Origin of the sequence: Anoxybacillus thermarum (genome assembly GCF_000836725.1) — a bacterium.
Classification (GTDB): domain Bacteria; phylum Bacillota; class Bacilli; order Bacillales; family Anoxybacillaceae; genus Anoxybacillus; species Anoxybacillus thermarum.
The window spans coordinates 37,885-62,315 of record NZ_JXTH01000005.1 but is presented as its reverse complement, the minus strand read 5'-3'; the positions used below and the strand labels follow the sequence as shown (position 1 = coordinate 62,315).

23 protein-coding genes are annotated in these 24,431 nt (G+C 41.7%); 12 read left to right on the top strand and 11 right to left on the bottom strand.

Annotated elements, in window-relative coordinates:
• The first annotated feature begins 136 nt into the window (after positions 1 to 136).
• Positions 137 to 1,366 (top strand): helix-turn-helix domain-containing protein, encoded by a 1,230-nt coding sequence (locus LH47_RS02225; protein WP_043964420.1) that lies wholly within the window; start codon positions 137 to 139, stop codon positions 1,364 to 1,366.
• Between the two features lie 120 nt (positions 1,367 to 1,486).
• Positions 1,487 to 2,617, top strand: a complete 1,131-nt coding sequence (ald, locus tag LH47_RS02220) for an alanine dehydrogenase (protein WP_043964418.1) — start codon at positions 1,487 to 1,489, stop codon at positions 2,615 to 2,617.
• Positions 2,618 to 2,657: 40 nt separating this feature from the next.
• Here the strand turns inward: ald and LH47_RS02215 are convergent, their stop codons facing one another.
• The 3 genes from LH47_RS02215 to LH47_RS02205 all read right to left on the bottom strand — a co-directional run bounded on the left by LH47_RS02215 (position 2,658) and on the right by LH47_RS02205 (position 4,897).
• Positions 2,658 to 3,380: an amino acid ABC transporter ATP-binding protein gene (locus LH47_RS02215; RefSeq protein WP_043964416.1), complete on the bottom strand. Its 723-nt coding sequence runs from the start codon at positions 3,378 to 3,380 to the stop codon at positions 2,658 to 2,660.
• Positions 3,377 to 4,030: an amino acid ABC transporter permease gene (locus tag LH47_RS02210; RefSeq protein ID WP_043964414.1), complete on the bottom strand. Its 654-nt coding sequence runs from the start codon at positions 4,028 to 4,030 to the stop codon at positions 3,377 to 3,379. The genes LH47_RS02215 and LH47_RS02210 overlap by 4 nt, the downstream gene beginning before the upstream one ends.
• Positions 4,031 to 4,096: 66 nt before the next feature.
• Entirely contained in the window at positions 4,097 to 4,897 is an 801-nt protein-coding gene (locus LH47_RS02205) for a basic amino acid ABC transporter substrate-binding protein (RefSeq protein ID WP_009361030.1), read from the bottom strand.
• 300 nt (positions 4,898 to 5,197) lie between these two features.
• On the opposite strand from LH47_RS02205, the gene pflB reads away from it, so the two are divergent.
• Together pflB and pflA are read left to right on the top strand one after the other, a co-directional pair.
• The gene (gene pflB / locus LH47_RS02200; RefSeq protein WP_407637134.1) at positions 5,198 to 7,426 is read left to right on the top strand and encodes a formate C-acetyltransferase; all 2,229 of its coding nucleotides are present in this window, start codon (positions 5,198 to 5,200) and stop codon (positions 7,424 to 7,426) included.
• A 48-nt stretch (positions 7,427 to 7,474) separates the two neighbouring features.
• On the top strand, positions 7,475 to 8,203 hold the full coding sequence (gene pflA, locus LH47_RS02195) for a pyruvate formate-lyase-activating protein (RefSeq protein WP_043964409.1): 729 nt from the start codon (positions 7,475 to 7,477) through the stop codon (positions 8,201 to 8,203).
• A gap of 8 nt (positions 8,204 to 8,211) precedes the next feature.
• On the opposite strand, the gene pgmB is transcribed toward pflA, so the two are convergent.
• From pgmB to LH47_RS02165, 6 genes are all read right to left on the bottom strand, one after another.
• Complete coding sequence (gene pgmB / locus LH47_RS02190; protein ID WP_043964407.1) at positions 8,212 to 8,877, bottom strand: beta-phosphoglucomutase; 666 nt, start codon at positions 8,875 to 8,877, stop codon at positions 8,212 to 8,214.
• Positions 8,870 to 9,586 (bottom strand): TrmH family RNA methyltransferase, encoded by a 717-nt coding sequence (locus LH47_RS02185; protein WP_043964446.1) that lies wholly within the window; start codon positions 9,584 to 9,586, stop codon positions 8,870 to 8,872. Before LH47_RS02185 ends, pgmB begins: the two co-directional genes overlap by 8 nt.
• An 18-nt stretch (positions 9,587 to 9,604) precedes the next feature.
• Entirely contained in the window at positions 9,605 to 10,087 is a 483-nt protein-coding gene (ybaK, locus tag LH47_RS02180) for a Cys-tRNA(Pro) deacylase (RefSeq protein WP_003397138.1), read from the bottom strand.
• Positions 10,088 to 10,163: 76 nt separating this feature from the next.
• Positions 10,164 to 12,767 carry a bifunctional acetaldehyde-CoA/alcohol dehydrogenase gene (gene adhE / locus LH47_RS02175; protein ID WP_043964404.1) on the bottom strand — a complete coding sequence of 868 codons (2,604 nt, stop codon included), beginning with the start codon at positions 12,765 to 12,767 and terminating at the stop codon, positions 10,164 to 10,166.
• Positions 12,768 to 12,945: 178 nt separating this feature from the next.
• Positions 12,946 to 13,173: a hypothetical protein gene (locus LH47_RS02170; protein ID WP_021094383.1), complete on the bottom strand. Its 228-nt coding sequence runs from the start codon at positions 13,171 to 13,173 to the stop codon at positions 12,946 to 12,948.
• Between the two features lie 90 nt (positions 13,174 to 13,263).
• Positions 13,264 to 14,556 (bottom strand): transcriptional regulator, encoded by a 1,293-nt coding sequence (locus tag LH47_RS02165; RefSeq protein WP_043964401.1) that lies wholly within the window; start codon positions 14,554 to 14,556, stop codon positions 13,264 to 13,266.
• Positions 14,557 to 14,696: 140 nt separating this feature from the next.
• Here LH47_RS02165 and LH47_RS02160 point away from each other — a divergent pair, with 140 nt between their 5' ends.
• The 8 genes from LH47_RS02160 (at position 14,697) to LH47_RS02125 (ending at position 23,650) form a co-directional block, all read left to right on the top strand.
• The gene (locus tag LH47_RS02160) at positions 14,697 to 16,211 is read left to right on the top strand and encodes an FAD-dependent oxidoreductase (RefSeq protein WP_043964399.1); all 1,515 of its coding nucleotides are present in this window, start codon (positions 14,697 to 14,699) and stop codon (positions 16,209 to 16,211) included.
• Positions 16,208 to 17,677, top strand: a complete 1,470-nt coding sequence (locus tag LH47_RS02155; protein WP_043964397.1) for a spore germination protein — start codon at positions 16,208 to 16,210, stop codon at positions 17,675 to 17,677. Before LH47_RS02160 ends, LH47_RS02155 begins: the two co-directional genes overlap by 4 nt.
• Before the next feature lie 9 nt (positions 17,678 to 17,686).
• Complete coding sequence (locus tag LH47_RS02150) at positions 17,687 to 18,787, top strand: GerAB/ArcD/ProY family transporter (protein ID WP_043964395.1); 1,101 nt, start codon at positions 17,687 to 17,689, stop codon at positions 18,785 to 18,787.
• Complete coding sequence (locus tag LH47_RS02145) at positions 18,784 to 19,878, top strand: Ger(x)C family spore germination protein (RefSeq protein WP_043964393.1); 1,095 nt, start codon at positions 18,784 to 18,786, stop codon at positions 19,876 to 19,878. Before LH47_RS02150 ends, LH47_RS02145 begins: the two co-directional genes overlap by 4 nt.
• Positions 19,879 to 19,949: 71 nt before the next feature.
• The gene (locus tag LH47_RS02140; protein WP_043964391.1) at positions 19,950 to 21,005 is read left to right on the top strand and encodes an ABC transporter ATP-binding protein; all 1,056 of its coding nucleotides are present in this window, start codon (positions 19,950 to 19,952) and stop codon (positions 21,003 to 21,005) included.
• Between the two features lies 1 nt (position 21,006).
• Positions 21,007 to 21,804 carry an ABC transporter permease gene (locus tag LH47_RS02135; protein WP_043964389.1) on the top strand — a complete coding sequence of 266 codons (798 nt, stop codon included), beginning with the start codon at positions 21,007 to 21,009 and terminating at the stop codon, positions 21,802 to 21,804.
• Positions 21,801 to 22,580 (top strand): ABC transporter permease, encoded by a 780-nt coding sequence (locus tag LH47_RS02130; RefSeq protein ID WP_235341022.1) that lies wholly within the window; start codon positions 21,801 to 21,803, stop codon positions 22,578 to 22,580. Before LH47_RS02135 ends, LH47_RS02130 begins: the two co-directional genes overlap by 4 nt.
• Positions 22,577 to 23,650 (top strand): ABC transporter substrate-binding protein, encoded by a 1,074-nt coding sequence (locus LH47_RS02125; RefSeq protein ID WP_043964385.1) that lies wholly within the window; start codon positions 22,577 to 22,579, stop codon positions 23,648 to 23,650. The genes LH47_RS02130 and LH47_RS02125 overlap by 4 nt, the downstream gene beginning before the upstream one ends.
• A 29-nt stretch (positions 23,651 to 23,679) precedes the next feature.
• Here LH47_RS02125 and rlmH read toward each other — a convergent pair whose 3' ends face one another.
• Together rlmH and LH47_RS14985 are read right to left on the bottom strand one after the other, a co-directional pair.
• On the bottom strand, positions 23,680 to 24,159 hold the full coding sequence (rlmH, locus tag LH47_RS02120; protein WP_039938461.1) for a 23S rRNA (pseudouridine(1915)-N(3))-methyltransferase RlmH: 480 nt from the start codon (positions 24,157 to 24,159) through the stop codon (positions 23,680 to 23,682).
• An 83-nt stretch (positions 24,160 to 24,242) separates the two neighbouring features.
• Positions 24,243 to 24,398, bottom strand: a complete 156-nt coding sequence (locus LH47_RS14985) for a CxxH/CxxC protein (RefSeq protein ID WP_084221228.1) — start codon at positions 24,396 to 24,398, stop codon at positions 24,243 to 24,245.
• Between the last annotated feature and the right edge of the window lie 33 nt (positions 24,399 to 24,431).

Below are 24,431 nucleotides of genomic sequence, written 5' to 3'. Positions count from 1 at the left end.
TTCATCCGTTTTAGGTCTTGCCTGCAATGCAGTCACAATCCCACAATATGCGACTTTCTCACTTATAGAGTAAAGTAAGCTCTTTCATTTGTCAATATGCTACAATAATCGTAAAACAACGCAAGAAACGGAGTGGATGTTTGTGAATCCTTTTGCCACTCATTTTGAAAGTTTAGAGGAATTTGCAGATCGTGTAAGCGAACTATTACAATGTCCGATTACGATTGAAGATGCAAACCATCGCTTAATTGCTTATAGTGGACATGAGCATTATACCGATCCTGCACGTACGGCAACCATCATTCACCGACGCGTACCGGAGCGAGTCATTAACAGTTTATGGCGTGAAGGGGTCATCCCAAAACTTTTGCAGGGTGAAGAGCCTGTTCGTGTCGCAGAAATTTCAGAAGTAGGGCTCGGCAATCGCATCGCCATTTCGATTTGGAAAAATAAAGAGGTGCTCGGATTTATTTGGGCGATTGAAATGAATAAGCCGTGGACAGAGCAACAGTTCCATTTGCTAAAACAAGCAGCGAAAGCAGCGAAAAATTTGTTGTTGCAATTACAAATTCGCAAACATAAAAAAGAAGAGCGCATTCAAGAGTTTTTTTGGAAGCTATTAACAGGACACGTTTCCTCTCCTCATGACATCGTTGAACAATGCCATCAATTAAACGTGCATGTATATCCGTTTTTTTCTGTTGGCATTTTTCAATTTCAACAACAGATTCAAACGCAAGTGGAGCGGCAAATTGATTATTTATTAAAAACGACACAACAACTCGCTATTCCGCTTTATACGATCGACCATCAGCGGCTGATCGTACTCGTCGCTCCAAGCTCGAACGTCTACGGAGAATCGCACATTGAACGATTCTTTCGCTCGTTTATGACGCAAATGAAAGAGCGATTTCGCGTCGACATTATGATGGGGGCGTTCGGAAATGTATATGAGTGCTACACAAAAATTGCAAAAAGTTATGAAGAAGCACAAACGGTATTAAAAATGAAGCGCGCGTTTCCTCATCAACTTGCGAATATTCAAAGCTATCAGCATCTTGGCATGTATCAATTTTTTGATTTGCTTTTTGAACAAAAACGACATGGGGATTTCCACAACGTTGCGCTCGAAAAGCTGAAACAGTACGATGCACAACATCATACCAACTTAGTGGAGACGATTGAAACGTATCTTGACTGTGACAGCAACGTCAATGAAACGGCGAAAACGCTCAATATTCATCCGAATACACTCGCTTACCGTCTGAAGCGAATAAGTGAAATCGGAAACATCGACTTAAGCAATATGAGCGAAAAAGTAAAACTATATATCGATATGAAATTAGACAAATATCGGACAACATAGCTTTTGTGGAAATCCACAAAAGCTTGTTTTTTCTTTCTCTTTTCTAAACAAACAACAAATGATAAAAAACATTTATACTGTAGATAATAACGAAAGACAACATGAAAGGGGAAACAGCACATGATTATTGGTGTTCCAAAAGAGATTAAAAATAATGAAAATCGTGTAGCGATTACACCGGCTGGCGTTATGTCATTCGTCAGCAATGGACATACTGTCATCATTGAGAAAGATGCAGGAATTGGAAGCGGTTTCACAGATGAAGCTTACGTTCAAGCAGGCGCACAAATCGTTGAACGTGCCGCAGATGTATGGGCGCAAGCGGATATGGTAATGAAAGTAAAAGAACCGCTACCAAGCGAGTACGAATACTTCCGTCCGGGATTAGTATTGTTCACATACTTGCACCTCGCTGCTGAACCAGAGTTAGCGCGTGCGCTAAAAGAAAAAGGCGTCATCGCAATCGCTTATGAAACGGTACAAGTTGGTCGTACGTTACCGCTTTTGACACCGATGAGCGAAGTAGCAGGACGCATGGCAGCACAAATTGGTGCCCAATTTCTTGAAAAAACAAAAGGCGGAAAAGGTATTCTTCTTTCCGGTGTTCCAGGCGTTAGCCGCGGAAAAGTAACGATCATTGGCGGCGGTGTCGTCGGAACGAACGCGGCAAAAGTGGCGATCGGCCTAGGTGCAAATGTCACGATTATCGACTTAAGCGCAGAACGTTTACGTGAACTTGACGATATTTTCGGAAGCCAAATTAATACGCTTATGTCTAACCCAATGAACATCGCACAAGCTGTTGCGGAGTCTGACCTTGTGATCGGTGCCGTATTAATCCCAGGAGCAAAAGCGCCAAAATTAGTGACAGAAGAAATGGTAAAAGCGATGCAACCAGGTTCAGTCATCGTTGACGTAGCGATCGACCAAGGCGGTATTGTTGAAACGAGCGACCATGTAACAACACACGACAACCCAACATATGTGAAACACGGTGTCGTTCACTACGCAGTAGCGAATATGCCGGGAGCTGTGCCGCGTACATCAACACTTGCACTTACAAACGTCACAATGCCATACGCACTACAAATTGCAAATAAAGGCGTACACAAAGCGGTCGCAGACAATCCTGCATTACGCCTTGGTGTAAACGTCGCAAACGGAGAAATCACATACGAAGCAGTCGCACGCGACCTCGGTTACGACTACGTTCCTGTTGAAGTGGCATTAGAAAAACAATTATTAGCATAAAAAAACGAAAGGTGTCCTGACAACACGGGACACCTTTTTCTTATAACACTTTGGATAAAAACGACTTCGTTCGCTCATGTTGTGGTGTATCAAAGATTTGTTGAGGTGTTCCTTCCTCTACGATCACTCCACCGTCCATAAAGAGAACGCGATCTCCGACTTCACGCGCAAATCCCATCTCATGCGTCACGACGACCATCGTCATTCCTTCTTTCGCTAGTTGTTTCATGACGGCAAGTACTTCCCCAACCATTTCTGGATCGAGCGCAGACGTCGGCTCGTCAAATAACATCACTTTCGGCTCCATCGCAAGCGCACGAGCAATAGCAACACGCTGTGCCTGTCCACCGGATAATGAATCCGGATATACGTGTGCCTTATCTTGTAAACCGACTTTCGCAAGCAACTGCATCGCTTTTTCTGTCGCTTTTTCTTTCGACCATTTGCGCACTTTCATCGGGGCGAGTGTAATATTATCAAGCACCGTCATATGCGGAAATAAGTTAAATCGTTGAAACACCATCCCAACTTCTTCACGCACCTTATTTAAATCCGTTTTCGGATCCTTTAAATGAAATCCATCAACAACGATATCCCCCTCATCAAAATCTTCAAGCAAGTTTAAACAACGTAAAAATGTCGACTTTCCTGAGCCAGAAGGACCGATAACGACGACCACTTCTTTTTCATGAATGTGCACATCAATTCCTTTTAACACTTGTAGCGATCCGAACGATTTTTTTAAATTTGTCACTTGAATCATGCGTCATACCTTCTTTCTAACCGATGTAGCAACTTGCTTAACGAGAGGGTAAGCACTAAGTAAATGAGCGCAACAGTTAAGTACGGCTCCCAGACGCGATAATATTGCCCTTGCATCGCTCTTCCCCAGTACATCAGTTCAGGCGCCGCAATAATTGCCGCAAGAGACGAATCTTTAATGAGAACGATAAATTCATTGCCGAGCGGTGGGATCATTCGTTTAATGGCTTGTGGCAAAATGATGTAACGCATTGCCTGTACGTGCGTCATTCCAAGCGAACGGGCCGCTTCCATTTGACCGCGATCAATCGACTGGATGCCAGCACGGAAAATTTCCGCAATATACGCAGCCGCGTTTAAAGATAAAGAAATCGCCCCAGATACGAGCGGATTCGGTTGAGCAGTAAAAATAGGCATCACACCAAAATGAATAAGCAAAATTTGTACGAACAATGGCGTGCCACGGAAAAAATGAACGTACCAATCGAAAGGAAGACGAACGAGGCGGTTTTGAACCATTTTTCCGAGTCCAATGGCTAAACCGAGAATCGTCCCGAAAAAAATGCCAACCAACGATAAGCCGATCGTCCAGAGCACTCCTTTCAAAAAAAACGGTGCATATTCAACAATGATACTGAAGCGAAAATCCATATTTCTCACCTTTCCCTTTGAAAAAATTGCGTAACTTTACAAAGTTACGCAATTTTTACATCAACGTTATTGCTGTTGTTGTAATGATTCAATATTCGGTTCTGTACCAAACCATTTTTTATAAATTTCTGTGTACGTGCCATTTTCGATGACTTTTTTCAACGCTTCGTCTACTTTTTGTTTTAACTCGCTTCCTTTCGGGAACATAAAGCCGTAAAATTCAGATTCAAAATGTTCCGGATCCTCAAATGCTACAATTTTAGCATCCGGATTATTTTTTACATATTCGTTGGCGACGGCATTATCTGTGACAACGGCTTCCACACCGCCGTTTAATAAGTCCATAATCGCAACGACCGTATTCTCAAACTTTTTAATATTTTTATTCTCTTTTCCTAAAATCTTCTCAACCGCTTCTTGTCCAGTTGTACCGTTTTGGACGCCGACAACTTTTCCTTGTAAATCTTTCGCGCTTTTAATCGAACTACCTTCTTTCACAAGAATCATATGCGTCGATTCAAAGTACGGAATAGAAAAGTCATACGTTTGTTTCCGGTCATCGTTAATTGTAATTCCTGAAACGGCCATATCCGCTGTTTTCCCTTGAATAGCCGCAAACAATGGATCCCAGCCGATGTTTTTTAATTCATATTCTAGTCCGGCTTCTTTCATGACAGCTTTTAATAAATCGACATCAAAACCGACAATTTCCCCTTTATCCATGTATTCAAATGGGGCGAACGCCGCATCTGTGACGACAGTAATTTTCTTTTCTGTTGTCGCCGTTTTTTCTGTCGAACTGCCACATCCGACAAGCGCAAACATAAGCATAAAGACAAGCGTTGCAATCATCCCTTTTTTTATCATTGCTATTCCCCCTTACTATTTTCTGTGAAATAATAAATGCTTGTGTATAAACATGTTATGCTCCTCATGTTTCACATATTATCAGCTTTTTTGTTTTTATGCAACAAATTTTATAAAAATAATTTTTGGAAAAATCTTTATTTTAAAAAATGTTTTTGATCAACTTTTCACAAATTCTTCAATCCTTTATGCTCCTCACCTTGTCAAAAAGTAGTATTCTTTATATAGGGGATATTTTTATTATTCCTGAATGAATGGGAGGAGATTATAATGGCGCTACTGACTGTACATGAAGCATTAATGGACGCTTGGAGAACGTTTAAAGGTGATAAATGGAAAAAGGAAATTGACGTTCGCGATTTTATTTTAAATAACGTAACCGTTTACACAGGGGATGAATCGTTTTTACAAGGTCCAACGGAAGCGACGGAAAAGCTTTGGGAACGAGTGATGGAACTTTCTAAACTAGAACGCGAAAAAGGCGGCGTTCTCAACATGGATACGGAAATCGTATCGACCATTACGTCGCACGGACCTGGCTATTTGAATAAAGAACTTGAAAAAGTCGTCGGTTTTCAAACAGACGAACCGTTTAAGCGGGCGCTTATGCCATTTGGCGGTATTCGCATGGCCGAGCAAGCATGCGAAGCGTACGGCTACCAAGTAAGCGATGAAGTAAAGAAAATTTTCACTCAATATCGTAAAACGCATAACCAAGGCGTATTTGACGTATATACGGACGAAATGAAAGCGGCGCGCAAAGCAGGAATCATTACAGGACTTCCTGACGCGTATGGACGTGGTCGCATTATCGGTGACTATCGTCGCGTTGCCTTATACGGTGTTGATCGCTTAATTGAAGAGAAGAAAAAAGATTTACGCAACACAGGTGCGCGTACAATGAGTGAAGACATCATTCGTCTTCGTGAAGAATTAGCTGAACAAATTCGCGCCCTTCAAGAATTAAAAGAAATGGCCGCAAGTTATGGCTATGATATTTCTAAACCAGCGCGCAACGCACATGAGGCGTTCCAATGGCTATATTTCGCTTACCTTGCGGCGATTAAAGAACAAAACGGCGCAGCCATGAGCTTAGGCCGCGTCTCTACATTTTTAGATATTTATATTGAACGCGACTTGCAAGAAGGAACATTAACAGAACGCGAAGCACAAGAGCTTGTTGACCATTTCGTCATGAAATTGCGTCTCGTCAAATTCGCAAGAACGCCAGAATACAATGAGTTATTTAGCGGCGACCCAACATGGGTCACAGAGTCCATTGGCGGTGTCGCGATTGACGGTCGTCCGCTTGTGACGAAAAACTCATTCCGCTTCTTGCATACACTCGATAACCTAGGTCCGGCGCCAGAACCAAACTTAACGGTGCTTTGGTCAACACAGTTGCCAGAAGCGTTTAAGAAATATTGCGCGAAAATGTCGATTCAAACAAGCTCCATTCAATACGAAAATGACGATTTAATGCGGCCTGAGTTCGGCGACGACTACGGCATTGCATGCTGCGTATCCGCGATGCGCATCGGCAAACAAATGCAATTTTTTGGTGCGCGTGCAAACCTTGCAAAAGCATTATTATATGCGATCAATGGCGGCGTAGATGAGAAATTAAAAGTGCAAATCGGCCCAGAATTCGCGCCAATCACATCTGAATACTTAGACTACGATGAAGTGATGCGCAAATTTGACAACGTCATGGAATGGCTAGCAGAATTGTATATTAATACACTAAACGTCATCCATTACATGCATGATAAATATTGTTATGAAAGAATCGAAATGGCGCTTCACGATACGCACATTTTGCGCACGATGGCAACTGGTATCGCTGGGTTGTCCGTTGTCGCTGACTCATTAAGTGCCATTAAATATGCGAAAGTAAAAACGATTCGTGATGAAAATGGCTTAGCTGTCGACTTTGAAATTGAAGGCGACTTCCCGAAATACGGCAATAACGATGATCGCGTTGATGCGATTGCAGTCGATATTGTTGAACGCTTTATGACAAAATTGCGCAAACATAAAACGTACCGTGATTCGAAACATACGACATCCATTTTAACGATCACATCAAACGTTGTATACGGTAAAAAGACAGGAAATACACCAGACGGTCGTCGCGCTGGTGAACCGTTCGCCCCTGGTGCGAATCCATTACACGGTCGCGATACAAAAGGTGCGCTTGCATCGTTAAGCTCTGTCGCAAAATTGCCGTATGAATATGCATTAGACGGCATTTCGAACACGTTCTCAATCGTACCAAAAGCGCTTGGGAAAGATGAAGCGACACGCATTCAAAACCTTGTCGCGATTTTAGATGGCTATGCGCAAAAACGCGGTCATCATTTAAACGTCAACGTCTTTAACCGCGACACGTTGCTTGACGCGATGGAACATCCTGAAAAATATCCGCAATTGACTATTCGCGTATCGGGTTATGCGGTGAACTTTATTAAATTAACACGCGAACAACAAATTGACGTCATTAATCGGACGTTCCATGAAACAATGTAATGGAAGCTCCCACGCATCGTGGGAGCTTTCTACCTAGGAGGAAACAACATGAACGGATTTATTCATTCAATCGAATCGTGCGGAACGGTGGATGGTCCCGGCATTCGTTACGTCATCTTTACTCAAGGCTGTTTATTGCGCTGCCAATATTGTCACAACGCAGATACGTGGGAGATTGGCAAAGGAAAACAAATGTCTGTTGATGAAGTTATTGCTGATGCAAAGACGTACTTGCCTTTTATGCAAGCATCCGGCGGCGGAATAACGGTTAGTGGCGGAGAGCCGCTTTTACAAATCGATTTTTTAATTGAGCTATTTCGTCGTTGTAAACAGCTTGGCATTCATACAACGATTGATTCGTCTGGCGGATGTTATACGACGGAAGCATCATTTCAACAAAAATTAGATGAATTGCTTCAATACACAGATTTAATTTTGCTTGATTTAAAACATATCGACGACAAAAAACATCGTAAACTAACAGGAAAAACGAATGAACATATTTTAGCATTTGCGCGCCTATTATCAGATCGAAACGTACCTGTCTGGATTCGCCATGTGCTCGTTCCAACGGTCACAGACGATGAAGAAGATTTACGTCGCTTAGCTAACTTCATTCGCACGTTAAACAACGTCGAAAAAATTGAAGTTCTTCCGTATCATCAACTCGGTGTATACAAATGGAAAGCACTTGGACTTACGTATCCGCTTGAAGGCATCCCGACGCCATCAGAACAACTTGTTGAAAAAGCAAAACAAATATTAGGAGCAAAATAAGCTGGTCGTCATTGACCAGCTTTTTTCATAAATTTTACTTTCAACTCATCCCATGCCAATTGCTCCGTCCGTTGCACGAGCCAATCGGGAGATAAAGATGCCAAATGATTCCCGATACCGACGGAAAACATATTTGTTTGCTTAATCGCCTTCATCCCTGCCTCACCGTCTTCAATGGCAACACAAAAGCGCGGATTGACATAAAGATGTTTAGCGGCCGTTAAAAAGATTTCTGGATCGGGCTTCATGCGCGTAATTGTTTTTACGTCGACGATGACGTCGAAAAATGAACGCACACCAAGCCGCTCAACAACGACACGTGCGTTTGAGCTTGACGATGCGAGCGCCATCGGGACACCGTCGCGTTGAATGTCGCAAAGAAACTCCCTCATTCCCGGCAACACGTCACTGGGCGACAATTGCTCGATCAACTCGCGATAATATCGACCGCGCCGGTCGCCAAGGGCTCGTTTTTCTTCCTCCGACCATTCATGCGCCTTTTCCCCAAGAAGCGTCTCAACCATCGCCTGTCTGCTCATGCCTTGTAACTTCTGATTGAGCTGTCGATCAAAGGGCACTCCGATTTCATCAGCGACACGTTTTGTCGCGATATAATACAGTTCAACTGTATCAGCAATGACGCCATCTAAATCAAAAATTACTGCTTCAATCATTGCGTCCTCCCATTTTCCTTTCCACCATTTTTCTTAATCGTGGACTGAGCGAAAGCTTCATCCAATGTTCGTATATTTCTTTCTTTTCCGCTAGCGACAAATGATAACGCTCCCCTGCCACTTGTTTCGCCCGCTTCGTGATTTCGTAAAGGGAAATCGCTGCTGCGACAGAAATATTAAAACTTTGCACAAATCCGTTCATCGGAATGATAAACTTTCCGTCCGCTAAAGCTAGAGCCTCTTCAGATACTCCACGATGCTCATTTCCGAATAAAAGCACTGTCGGTTTCGATACGTCAATTTGTTCAAGCGGAATTGTTCCTTCTCCTAAATAGCTCGCATATACTTGATAGCCGTTTTGTTGGAGATGGCGAATTGCCCGCTCAATCGATGAATGTTTATGCACGGTTAACCATTTGTCCGCATGTCGCGTCACCCATTTATTCGGTTCAAACGGAGCCGCTCCGGTGACGACATGAACGTCTTGAATACCGAACGCTTCCGCCGAACGCAACACGGCTGCTTGATTGTGTGGGTCGTCTACCGCTTCCGTCAAAATGGTAATATACCTCGTCCGTTCGCTTAACACATCGTACATCCGCTTTAAGCGACTTGGCAAAATCATTTCCCAAAGCAAGCGATTGTCGTCAGTTAACAATCCTTCTTCTATACGTTGTGCTAACCATTGCTGTTCTTCCTCTTTTGCCATTCGCATGCGACAACCCTCCTACGCTTTAATGACATGTGCGGTTTTCCCATTTGTCAACTTTAATAAGTCTTGAACAGAAAGCTTCATTTGCATGCCAATTTTTCCTGCGCTCACAATGATTTGCTCGTGCGCAAGAGCTGATTCGTCAACATACGTGTCGTACATTTTTTTCATCCCAATTGGTGAACAACCGCCGCGCACATACCCTGTCATTTTTTCAATGTCTGCCACAGGCAACATATGCACGCTTTTTTCTCCAACAACAGCCGCCGCTTTTTTTACATGCAACTCCGCTGCGACAGGGATGACGAACACGTAAAGTTGTCCGCTCGTCCCTTTTGTCACAAGCGTTTTATATACAATCTCTTCACGTTGTCCAATTTTTTTCGCAACCGATCTCCCATCAATTTGCCCATCGGCATAGTCATAAGTGAGCAATTCATATGGCACACGTGCGCGATCGAGCATGCGCACAGCATTCGTCTTCGTTTGTTTCACCATCCGTCCCTCGCTTTCCCCTATTAGTGTACCATAAACAAAAAGAAGGGACATCCTTTACGGGACGCCCCTCATTCACTTACACTCCCTTATACGCTTGACGATAAATGTCAGCGAGGTCGCTCACTAACGGCAATTTTGGATTGGCTGTTGTACATTGATCTTCAAACGCTAATTCAGCGAGTTGTTCGACTTTGCTTTCAAACTCTTCTTTTTTCACACCTGTAGCTGCGATGCTTAGCGGCATATCGAGTTCTTTTGCTAGCTTAATGATTGCTTGAACAAGGCTTTCGACACCTTCTTCTGTCGTTTTTGCTGGCAAGCCAAGCAGACGAGCAATTTGAGCATAACGCTCATCAGCTACGAAATGTTCATACTTCGGAAACGCGGTAAACTTCTTCGGTTTTTGTGCATTGTAACGAATGACATGCGGCATTAAAATCGTATTCGCCCGTCCGTGTGGGATATGGAATTCTGCCCCAAGTTTATGCGCTAAGCTATGGTTAATTCCTAAAAATGCGTTCGCAAATGCCATACCAGCAATGGTTGATGCGTTATGCATTTTTTCGCGTGCGACTTCATCGTTTCCATTTTTATATGCACGTGGCAAGTATTCGAACACAAGTTGAATGGCTTTTAGTGCTAATCCGTCCGTGTAGTCGTTCGCCATGTTCGATACGTACGCCTCAATGGCATGTGTTAATACGTCCATACCTGTATCCGCTGTAATATGTTTTGGCATCGTCATCACAAATTGTGGGTCAACGATGGCGACATCCGGTGTTAATTCATAATCGGCAAGCGGGTATTTCACATTATTTTTCTTATCTGTAATAACCGCAAACGATGTCACTTCTGAACCTGTACCAGACGTTGTTGGAATCGCGACAAATTGCGCTTTTTGACCGAGTTTTGGATATTTGAATACACGCTTACGAATATCTAAAAACTTTTGTTTTAAGCCGTTAAAGTCTGTATTTGGATGCTCATAGAACAACCACATCGCTTTCGCCGCGTCCATCGCCGAACCACCACCGAGAGCGATGATGACGTCTGGTTGGAACGCATGCATCATATCGGCACCTTTCATGACTGTTTCAATCGATGGATCTGGCTCAACTTCTGAGAAAATTTCGCAATGCACATAATCTGGGCGTTTGCGTAAATAGTACAACACTTTATCAACATAGCCGAGCTTCACCATACCTGGGTCTGTAACGATAAAGGCACGCGAGATGTTTGGCATTTTCGCTAAATATTGTGTCGCATGTTTTTCAAAATAAATTTTTGGCGGAACTTTAAACCATTGCATGTTTACATTCCTTCTCGCTAATTTTTTGATGTTAATTAAATGTGTCGCCCCAACGTTTGTCGAAACAGAGTTGCCACCGAACGTACCGCAACCGAGCGTCAATGACGGAATGTATGCGTTGTAAATATCACCGATCGCTCCTTGTGAAGATGGGGCGTTCGAAATGATCCGTCCTGCTTTCATTCGCTTACCGAATTCAAGAATGACTTCTTGATTTTCTGAATGAATGACAGCCGAGTGACCAAGTCCACCGAATTCAAGCATTTCTTCTGCTCGTTTTAATCCTTCTTCTGTACTATTCACCTTATAGCACGCCAATACAGGGCTTAATTTTTCACGAGAAAGAGGCTCTTGCGGACCAACGCTTTTTAGTTCTGCCACAAGAATTTTCGTATCAACTGGCACATCGACGCCTGCCATTTTTGCGATTTCATATGCTGGTTTACCGACAATATTCGCATTGACTGCGCACGTATTTTCATTAATGACAAGCTTTTCAACTTTTTTCTTTTCTTCTTCATTTAAGAAATAACATTTGTTTGCGATCATTTCGTTTTTTACAGCATCATAAATTTCTTTATCAATAATGACCGCTTGTTCAGATGCACAAATCATACCGTTATCAAATGTTTTTGAAAGAATAAGATCGTTCACGGCACGTTTTATATTTGCGGTTTTCTCAATATAGCAAGGCACGTTACCAGGTCCAACCCCTAATGCTGGCTTTCCTGAGCTATATGCCGCTTTAACCATGCCTGCTCCACCTGTCGCAAGAATAAGCGAAACACCAGGATGATGCATCAATTGTTGCGTCGCTTCGACAGAAGGAGTTTCGATCCATTGAATACAATGCTCTGGCGCGCCAGCTGCAATGGCTGCATCGCGTAAAATGCGTGCTGCTTCGCTGCTACATTTTTGCGCAGATGGGTGGAACGCAAAAATGATTGGGTTGCGCGTTTTAATTGAAATAAGCGCCTTAAACATCGTTGTTGATGTTGGGTTTGTTACCGGTGTAACCCCAGCAATCACCCCAACAGGCTCGGCAATTTCAATGATCCCTTCTTGTTCATTTTCTCGGATGACGCCAACCGTTTTATCGTATTTAATGTTATGATAAATGTATTCTGTCGCGAAAATGTTTTTAATAATTTTATCTTCATACACGCCACGTTTTGTTTCTTCGATCGCTAATTTTGCTAAATACATATGCTTATCAAGTCCAGCTAACGCCATTTGTTTGACGATATGGTCAATCGTTTCTTGATCGTAATCGCGAAACGCTTTTAACGCCTTTTGCGCATTAGCCACAAGCGTGTCAATCATTTTCGTAACTTCTTTCTTTTGGTCTAATACTTTTTCATCAACAGCCATATAAGACCCTCCTATATTGTTCTTGTGAAATTTTTCACAAGTAAATTGAAAAAAATAAAATTGTGATTGTTTTCACATTTTCATTATAGCGAAAGGAATTTCGTTCGTGTGTGTCAACTTTGTGAAATATTGAGCAATTATGTTTTATAAGAGAACCGCTTCTTCATAAAGAAGGCGGTTACTCACATACTGGATTGCGCGGAATTTTCGTAAACGAAATATCGTTGTACATGCGCGTATTTCGTTTGACAATGACAACATAGTTTACTGTCCATATATAAGAAGGAATTTCTTGATCATCTTCAAACATCATCGCTTCAAATTCATCGCCAATCATTTCTTCAAATAGCTCTAGTGTATATGTTTCCGCATCTGTTGAAAAGTTTCTCCATTCGCATACAAGCATTGTTTATCACCTCAACTTTTCTTTTGTTACCATCATTGTAACATTCTTTTCTCTATTATAGATTGTGAAATATTGAACAAATCATGAATATTACTTATTCGTCATATATGCTTGTTTCGGATGATTTGGTTGTTCTGGATACTTTAACCTCATTTTTCCTTCTGCTAATAACTTTCCTAAATAGTTGTTTCGTAAACCGTCTGGCGTTCGATCTAATAAATACGCTAATTGTTTTAACATTAACGGTCGATGAGCGCATAGTTGCAAAATGATTTCTTCCATTTTAGTCGGTGCAAGCCTTTTTTTCTTACGTGCAATTTCAGCAATGTTCCATAGCTCCTGATCGACATTCATTTCTTCTTCCTCATCCGATTTATTTACGGAGTCGAAAGATATATTTACGGAGTTATCGTATTTATTTATGGAGCTTTCCTTATTATTTATGGAGCTTATCCGTTTGTTTACGGAGTTCAACTCACTATTCACGGAGTTCTCATCTTTATTTATGGACTTAATCTCTTTATTAATGGAGTTTTTTTCGATATTATAGAAGTTGTCATCTTTATTTACGGAGTCCGATAATGGCACATCTTCCGTCCAATCACTTACTGCCTCGATCTCCTCTATATGTTCGTGTCTTTCTGGAAAGGACACAATAGGCAATGTAACGACCGTTCGTTTTTGAAAATCATATTGCTCAACAGCAAGTTGTTGTAAGCAAATCGCCTCTATCGTTTTTAAACCGACTCCAGCACGTTTACAAAATTGAATGTAAATAAACATTTTAAACATATTCGGATTGCGCAAATGGCTAATTCCGCCGCCATACGCTTGTTCTAAAGGAATGCCGAAAAGCCCAGGATTAGAAAATTGTATATATGATCGCTGCCGTTCAACAATAATACCTCCATGACCGTTGTAATCAGCATGGACAATCGCGTTGATGAGCGCTTCATGCACAGCTTCTTTTTCAAATGTAGATACATCTTTAAACTCGTTCATCACTTTAAAATAAAAATCATAAATATTTCCCGACCACGTTCCGTCTTGTGAAGTGAAACGATTTGACCAATGCATATCATTGTCGTCATGCTCACGATATTCTAAAAAGTATTGTGGTAAAACTTCTGTAATCATTCGCTCTTCGCTGAACATAAGGAGCCCTGCTAATGTGAGCCCTTCTTTGTTTGTATCTCGTATTTTTCCCCATGCCCCAATTTTATATAAAAAATCTTTCGTTTCTAACCCGTTCCATGGATGGTTTGGCTTTGCTTTTGCAAATTGTTCGCGATAATGACGAACTGATTCTAAATGCAACTCATTAAGCCCATAATGTTCTAACACCACGTTATCTTGTAAACGAATGTTTGCATCTTTATTCACTTTCAATCTCCCTCTTACGTTATGTTATAAAAACGTTTCTATACTCGTCTATTTCCATTTTATCATCTTTGCAAATGTTCATCATAAACTTTTCGATTTGGGGAAAATTAAGAAAAACATGGGTATGGAGGAACAAAAACATGTCTTTACCAAAGTTATCTCAATCGTATTGGCTACAAACAACAACAATTCCGTCTTTTCCATCTTTGACACAACCGATTGAAACGGATGTAGCGATTATTGGTGGAGGAATAACAGGCATTACAACGGCTTATTTGCTTGCTAAACAAGGCGCGCGTGTCGCCGTCATCGAAGCAGACCGGCTATGTCACGGCACAACAGGGCATACAACCGCAAAAATAACTGCCCAACATGATCTCATTTATCATGAACTGATTGCCCACTTCGGTGAAGATAGCGCCCGTCAATATTACGAAGCAAATGAAGAAGCGCTGCAATCGATTTTGTATATCGTAAAAGAACACGATATTCATTGCGACGTATCTCTGGAAGATGCATACGTGTATACAACTGAAGAAACGCAATTACATAAGCTTGAGGCGGAATGGAAAGCGTATGAAACGCTCGGCATCGACGGGGCATATGTCGATCAACTATCGCTTCCTTTCTCTATCCAAGGTGCAGTCATGATGCGAAACCAAGCGCAATTTCATCCGCTCCATTATATAAAAACATTAGTCGAGCTTGCTGTAAAATATGGGGCATCTTTTTACGAACAAACTGTTGCACAACATATTGAGACAACGACGCAACCGATTGTACAAACGAAAAATGGAGCAACGATCACTTGTGACACTGTTGTCATTTGTACCCACTTTCCGTTTTTTGACCCTGCTTTTTACTTTGCACGCTTGCATGCAGAGCGATCTTACGTCATTGCGGTCGAAGCTCACGAACGATTGCAAGGCATGTATTTAAGCGCAAATGAACCAAAGCGGTCGCTGCGCTGTACAACGATGGACGGCAAACCGCTTCTTCTAATCGGTGGCGAGTCGCATAAAGTCGGACAAGGAATCAACATGATTCACCACTATGAAGCGTTACAATCGTTTTGCAAACATACGTTCGGACTATCACATGTGCTATATCGTTGGTCGGCGCAAGATCTCGTCACGTTAGACAATCTTCCATACATCGGTCCGATTCGCAAAAGTCTTCCGCACATTCTTGTCGCGACAGGGTATCGAAAATGGGGGATGACGACAAGTATGGTCGCTGCTCGTCTTTTGACAGATTTAGCGTTACAAAAAGAACATCGTTATGCGCATTTATTTGCTCCTTCACGATTTGTTGCTGATCCTTCGTTAAACAATTTGTTGACTGAAGGCATCGATGTCGCTAAACATTTTTTAACAGGAAAGGTTGAATACGCCCTTCGTACCCCTCGTGACATATCGCTAGGAGAAGGGGCAGTAGTCAATGTAGACGGAAAACGAGCAGGTGCCTACCGCGACGAACAAGGCACACTATATGTCGTCGATACAACGTGTACGCATATGGGTTGCGAGCTTGAGTGGAACAATAGTGAGCAGTCATGGGACTGCCCGTGCCACGGTTCACGCTTCTGTTTTACTGGAAAAGTACTAGAAGGACCAGCTATCGAACCACTTCAACAGCTTAAAGGGGATGAATGATGAACGGAATACAACAAACCGTCACGCACTCGCTCGATATGAACGAACAAACGTTGCGTGATTATTTTACAAAAACGCCTGATCTCATATATTGCCATCTATTTATTGGGGAACCAAAAAGGCGAGCGTTGCTTATTTATTTCAATACGCTCGTTGATAAAAACTCGATTAACAATAACATCATTGATCCACTTTTATTTGAAACGAGGCAAATTCACACGATTGCGGATATCCAACTGCCAATCGGCTCAAAATCATATACAACAAAATGGGAACATGTGATTCAACGGGTGTTTCAAGGAGAAACAGCACTATTCCTAGACGGCGATGACCACGTGTTACTGTTGGATACGCAAGGATGGCCGCAACGAGCAATCGCAGAACCGCAAATTGAGTCATCTCTGAAGGGATCACACCAAGGATTTATTGAAACGTGCGAAAAAAATATTGCGTTAATTCGCCGTTATTTGCCACATCAACAATTAAAAATTGAAGAAACGACGGTCGGCAGACGCGGCCATACGCCCATCTCTATTTTATATTTAGAAGATGTTGCTCACCCCGAGGTAGTACAAGAGCTGAAAGATCGCATCGAGCAAATCGACGTCGATACGATCATCAATACCGGGGAACTGATGCAACATATTGAAGATAATCCATTTTCACCGTTTCCACAATTTTTGTTGACGGAACGGCCAGATGCAGCAGTAAGCAACTTACTGCAAGGTCGCATCGTTATCGTTGTTGACCGTTCGCCTAGCGTGATGATTGGACCGATGACGTTTATTACGTTTTTCCAAACCGTTGATGATTACAGTACACGTTGGATGATCGCCTCGTTTTTGCGGCTTTTGCGCCTGCTTGCTTTTTTCATGGCGATTTTTCTACCGTCTACTTACATCGCAGCCCTTTCGTTTCATTACGAAATTATTCCGCTCAATTTATTGTTAACCGTTGGCGAATCGCGCGAACGCGTCCCGCTTCCACCGCTTTTAGAAGCCATTTTAATGGAACTTGCGATTGAAATGTTACGTGAAGCGGGGCTGCGTCTACCTGCCCCAATCGGTCAAACGGTCGGCATCGTTGGTGGTGTCGTGATCGGACAAGCAGCTGTTGAAGCTGGCATCGTCAGCAACATTATGGTTGTTATCGTTTCTTTAACAGCCATCGCATCGTTTATTATTCCGAACCCAGATATGTCCGAGTCCATTCGTTTATTACGGTTTCCAATGATGGTTGCTGCTTCTTTGTTTGGTTTAGTCGGCATGGTAATCGGGTTCATGCTGATTATCGGCCATTTGATTTCATTAGAGTCGCTTGGCACGCCTGCAGGAAGTCCATTTGCTCCTGCACGATTGCGCGATTGGAAAGATACACTTTTGCGTTTCCCGCTTTGGATGATGCGCACACGACCGCTATCTGCCCGCCCAACACAACTAAGGAGACAAAAAAAATTTCGTAAATAAGTGGTGTGTATGAAACGATATCAATTTAACGAAATCACAACGATGCAATATATTTTTCTTATTTCAGGTACACAAGTTGGCATCGGCATTTTATCGCTTCCAACCCAACTTGCCGATCTCGCCAATACAGACGGATGGATATCCATTATCATCGGCTGGATCATTTCGATTATCGCCAGTACGATCATTATAAAAACGATGGAAAAGCATGAACAGGATACGATTTTTGATCTTTCTCGTCGCTACTTTGGTCGTATATTTGGAGCGTTCATCCATATCGCTTTTGTCGCTTACGCTTCATTAGCGTCAACTACCGTCATTTTTACTGCCATTCACATCATACAAGTATGGGTTTTACCGAACACACCAAACTATCTCATTATGATGTTATTTATGCTGCCTGGCTTTTTAATTACACGAAACGGGGCACGTGTGCTTGGACGTTATGCTGAATTTGTCTTTTATTTGACGCTTTGGATGCCAGTTCTTATTGCTGTGCCGTTACAAAAAGGAACGATTTTGCATATGCTCCCTATGTTAAAGGAAGGATGGGCTCCGATTATTCAATCGGTGAAAACGACGGTTTTATCTTTTTTAGGATTTGAATTAGCGTTCGTGTTTTACCCGTTTTTAAAAGAAAAAAAGCATGCTGTGAAAGCGATGGTCATCGCCAACAGCATCTCAGCTTTTACATTTTTGCTTATTACAATCACATGTTTTATTTTCTTTAGTCCCGATGAAATACCTTCGCTCATTTGGCCGACGTTGTCACTACTGAAAACGATCGAATTTTCGTTTATCGAACGGTTTGAAGTGATTTTTTTATCGTTTTACTTGTTCGTGATGTCAACGACAGGCATCCCATATATTTTCACAACTGTTTTTGGCATTAGTCAACTCATTGGAAAAAAGGATCATACGATCATATTGCTCGTTGTCGTTTGTATATTTATTTTTACTTCCTTTTTATACACCCCACCTTTTTCCCATATTCAAATGATGGGATCGTGGTGGGAAAGATACGGTTTATGGGGAGCCTACTTTTTCCCTATCGGTTTATTTATTTACACCTCCATTGCACGATGGTTTCAAGGAGGGAAAAAGAAATGAAAAAGTGTATGTATGTCATACTTTGTTTTTTTATAGCTACCGGATGTGGCATAAGAACACAGCTCGATGAATTGACACTTGTATTGACGGTTGGCTTAGATGAAGGAAAAGATGGAAATTTACTCGTTTACTCGATTAGCCCTGTATTTAATAAAGAATCTAAAAACATTTACGAAGTCATTCGTACAGTTGGAATGACGCCGCGCAACGGACGGTCAAAAGCAAACGCGTTCGCGTCTGGAAAAATTGTTGGTGGAAAAGCGCAAAACATTATCGTCAGTAAAACGTTCGCGAAAAATCACGACATGTTTTCCTATTTGGATGTGTTTTTTCGCGATCCGAAAAATTCAACAACAGCGAATTTTATCGTTTTTGATGGTCCGTTAAAAGATTTAATGTACGTTCGTCTTGACGATAAACCGCGTTTATCTGTCGCTATTCGCGATGTGATATTAACAGCCCATGCGAACAAACAAACGACAAAAATCAATATGCTTGATTTTCGGCGTTCATCGCTTGATCGTGCCCAAACTCCATTTGCACCCATCTTAAAAGTGCATAAAGGGGATTTAGTAGCAGGTGGCATTGCTTTATTTAATCGACAACGAAAATATGTCGGTAGCCTTTCCCAAAAAGAGAGTCCGTATTTTGCGATATTGAAAAAAAATGTTAAACCTGCTACATCGCTTACGTTTCAAACGAAAGAATTGACTAAACAAAAAGAATACGTAAGCATTTCGATTGAACATGGTGATTTTTCATATAAACCGTCATTTCGAAACGGGGCGTTCCATTTTGACGTTCATATGAAACTCGGCGTGATCGTCACGGAGTTAACGACATACATCGATATGAAAAAAGAAAAGAAAAAAGTCGAGAAATGGCTTGCAAAGGAAATACAAAAACAGCTTGAGAGCATCGTCAAAAAAATGCAAAAGTACGAAGTCGATCCAGTCGGATTTGGTTTGTATGCCCGCGCTTACGAATACAAACTGTTTCAAAAACAAAAAAGCTGGCCGAAAGCTTTTGCGAAAGCAAAGATCAACATTCATCCAACGGTTGAAATTATTAGCTACGGCGTTCTTCAATAAAAAGTTGCTGAATACAGACAGATCGTTCATAATGAATTTAAAAAATAGCTAAATGAGGTGAGAGAAACAATATGGACGATCGCGTCATTATTCGCTTTGACCATGTGACAAAACAATACGATCATGATCTTCCTGTGCTCGATGATGTTAGTTTTGAAATCGAGCGCGGCAAATTTTATACGCTTCTCGGTCCATCCGGTTGCGGAAAAACGACCATTCTTCGTTTAATCGCTGGTTTTATCGAACCTACGAAAGGTGATATTTATTTTCATGAAAAACGAATAAACAATGTTCCAGCAAATAAACGGCAAGTAAATACGGTGTTCCAAGACTATGCGCTTTTTCCTCACTTAAACGTGTTTGAAAACGTTGCTTTTGGCTTGCGTATAAAAAAAATGCCAAAGGCAGACATTGAACGAAAAGTAAAAGAAGCGCTTCGTTTTGTCAACCTAGAAGGATACGAACAACGCGCCATTCATGAAATGTCAGGAGGACAACGGCAACGTGTCGCTATCGCCCGCGCGATCGTCAACGAACCAGACGTCCTTTTATTGGATGAACCGCTTTCTGCACTTGATTTAAAATTGAGAACAGAAATGCAATATGAGTTGCGCGAATTGCAACGACGACTTGGCATTACATTTATTTTCGTCACTCACGATCAAGAAGAAGCGCTTGCGATGTCAGATGAAATTTTTGTATTGAATAAAGGAAAAATCGAACAACGCGGCACGCCAAAAGATATTTATGACGAGCCTGTTAACCGTTTCGTTGCTGATTTTATCGGGGAGTCAAATATCATTTCCGGAACGATGATTGACGATTTTGTTGTAGAATTTGCCAATCAACAATTTACGTGCGTCGATCACGGTTTTGCAAAAAATGAACGGGTAGATATTGTCATTCGTCCTGAAGATTTAGAATTAACAACGATCGAGCATGGTAAATTGCATGTGCGCGTTGATTCTGTTTTATTCCGTGGTGTTCATTACGAACTTTGTTGCTATGATGCGTATGGGAACGAGTGGCTCGTCCACTCTACAAAAAAGGCGGAAATTGGAGACGAAATTGGCCTTCATTTTGAACCGGAAGCAATTCATGTCATGAAGCAGAGCGGAGGGGAATAACATGCGCCGTTATGCTTATGCTATCCCATATTGGCTATGGATCGGATTGTTCGTCATTGCACCAATTATTCTTATTGTTTATTACTCATTTTTCGATATTGAAGGCCATTTCTCGCTCGTCAACTATGAAACTTTTTTCACACCTGTGTATTTACGAATGACGTTCAATTCGTTTTGGTATGCATTTTTAATTACAGCCATTTCGCTTGTTATCGCTTATCCAACCGCCTATTTGTTAACGAAAACGAAACATAAACAACTATGGTTGTTGCTTATTATTTTACCGACATGGGTCAATTTATTGTTAAAAGCGTACGCTTTTCTCGGGCTGTTCGGCACGTATGGTGCTGTTAATGTACTATTGGAAACTATCGGGATCGGAACGAAACAATTATTGTTTACAGATTTTAGTTTTGTTTTCGTATCTGTTTATATTTTTATTCCGTTTATGATTTTGCCGATTTTTAATGCCCTTGAAAAATTGAATCCTTCTTTGATCGATGCGGCACGCGACTTAGGTGCAAGCGAATGGACGACATTTCGTCGCGTCATTTTCCCGCTTACACTCGATGGAGTAAAAGCAGGCTGTCAAGCGGTGTTCATTCCATCGCTTTCGCTCTTTATGTTGACAAGATTAATCGCTGGGAACCGCGTCATTACACTTGGCACCGCCGTCGAGCAACATTTCCTCGTGACGCAAAACTGGGGAATGGGAGCGACAATCGCCGTCTTCTTGATGATCGCTATGGCAGGAATTATGATATTGACGGGAAATAAAAAATGGGGGGTGAGACAATGAAGTTTTCTCGCCTCTATTTAGCGCTTGTGTTTTTTATACTATACATGCCTATTTTTTATTTAATCTACTATTCGTTTAATAGTGGTGGAACGATGCATCATTTCGAATCGTTTACGCTCGATTGGTATAAAGAAGTGTTTGATGATACGCGCTTGCTCATCATTGTGTTGCATACGATGATCATCGCATTATTATCGTCATCGCTTGCGACAATCATTGGCGTGTTCGGAGCGATCGCTATTTACTACGCAAAACATCGCTGGAAACAAACGTTGCTTACGTTAAATAATATCTTAATTGTCAGCCCTGACGTCATTATCGGGGCATCGTTTCTCATTTTATTTACGATCGCGGGTATTCAGCTCGGATTTACGTCCGTTCTCCTGTCACATATTGCTTTCAGCATTCCGATTGTCGTGCTAATGGTGTTGCCAAAGCTGCAAGAAATGAGCCCAACATTCATTGACGCGGCACGTGACTTAGGGGCAAATGAATGGAACGTATTTACAAAAGTCGTTCTCCCGTACATTACCCCTGGCATTTTCGCTGGTTTTTTCATGGCACTCACGTACTCGCTTGATGACTTTGCAGTTACGTTTTTCGTGACGGGAAACGGTTTTTCGACGTTGTCCGTTGAAATTTATTCGCTAGCACGACAAGGGATTTCGTTATCCGTTAACGCTTTATCTACCCTTCTTTTCTTATTTACGCTTTCCCTCGTCGTCGTGTATTACGTTATGACACAACGGGCGAGCGTCAAGGGGGGACAAAAATGAAAAAAATATTGTCACTTTTTTTACTTGTTTGGCTCGTTGCTTTTAGTTTGCTTTATGTTACAAAAACGATCGAATCGTCTGAAGGGTATGGAGGAGACAATACTGTCACGATTTATAACTGGGGGGACTACATTGATCCTGCACTCATTAAAAAATTTGAAAAAGAAACAGGCTTGAAAGTGATTTATCAAACGTTTGATTCGAACGAAGCAATGATGACGAAAATCGCTCAAGGTGGCACGACATTTGACGTCGCTGTCCCTTCGGAATACGCCATCAGCAAAATGAAAGAAGAAGGGCTGTTACTTCCGATCGATCATGCAAAAATCCCAAACTTACGCTATATTGATGAGCGCTTCCTTAACTTATCGTTTGATCCGGGCAATCGATATTCCATCCCTTACTTTTGGGGAACGGTCGGCATCGTCTACAATCCGGCCTTGCTTGGCGGAAAAGAAATAACAAGCTGGAACGATTTATGGGATCCATCGTTTAAAAATGAAATTTTGCTTGTCGATGGCGCGCGAGAAATTATAGGAATGGCGTTAAATAGTTTACATTACTCGCTCAACGATACGAATAAAACACATTTACAACAAGCAAAGCAAAAACTAGATGCCCTCACGCCAAACGTCAAAGCGATCGTCGGTGACGAAATAAAAATGCTTCTTGCAAATGAAGAAGCAGCGATCGGCATCGTTTGGTCAGGGGATGCGGCGGAAATTATGTGGGAAAACGAACGACTTGATTACGTCATCCCAGAAGAAGGAACAAACTTATGGTTTGATAATATGGTCATTCCAAAGACAGCAAAAAACATTGATGGTGCCCATCAATTTATTAACTTTATGCTTGATCCGGAAAATGCAGCCCAGAATGCCGAATACGTCGGCTACTCAACGCCAAATAAAAAAGCGCTCGAATATTTGCCGAAGGAAATTGTTGAAGATGAACGTTTTTACCCGAGCGAACAACTTGCCAATAAACTTGAAGTGTATGAAAACCTCGGGAAAAGCATGCTTGCATACTACAACGAATTATTTTTACAGTTTAAAATGCATCGCAAATAAGAGGATGGCGAAAAGCTATCCTCTTATTTTTACTTATGATACGGTTCACCCCGATTAATGCGAAAAGCGCGGTAAATTTGCTCGGTTAAAATGAGGCGCATGAGTTGATGCGGAAATGTCATTTTTGAAAATGAAAGCGATTCGTTTGCTCGTTTCATGACGTCATCGCTTAAGCCGAGAGACCCTCCGATGACAAAAGCCACTTTACTTTTTCCGTATGTCGCTAATCGATCGAGCGTTTGAGCAAATTGTTCAGAAGACATCATTTTCCCTTCAATTGCTAAAGCAATGACGTGCATATCGTCTGTCACTTTACCTAAAATACGCTCGCCTTCTTTCTTTTTTACGAGCTCCATTTGTTGTTCGCTTAATTGCTCTGGCGCTTTTTCATCCGCTACTTCAATGATGTCGATTTTTGCATAGGATGACAGTCGTTTCGTATATTCTTCGATTCCTTGTTTTAAATATTTTTCTTTCAACTTACCCACAGCAATAATATATATATTCACAAGTGATCCCCACTTTACAAACATAGTATCCACAGGTTTTATCCACATATCCACAACACAAACCTACATATTGTGTAGAAACATTAGTTCCCTACTATATATACCGCAAGTTGTTCACAAAAATCGCACATTTCTTCTTTTTTATCCACAGAAACTGTTGATATCTCAGGTGCTTGTTGTTTTTCATCCACATACATATCAATTGCAAGTTCGACATGTTGTTCACAACATTTCCACAAAACGTACCACTCCTCGTTTATGAATGAAACGAC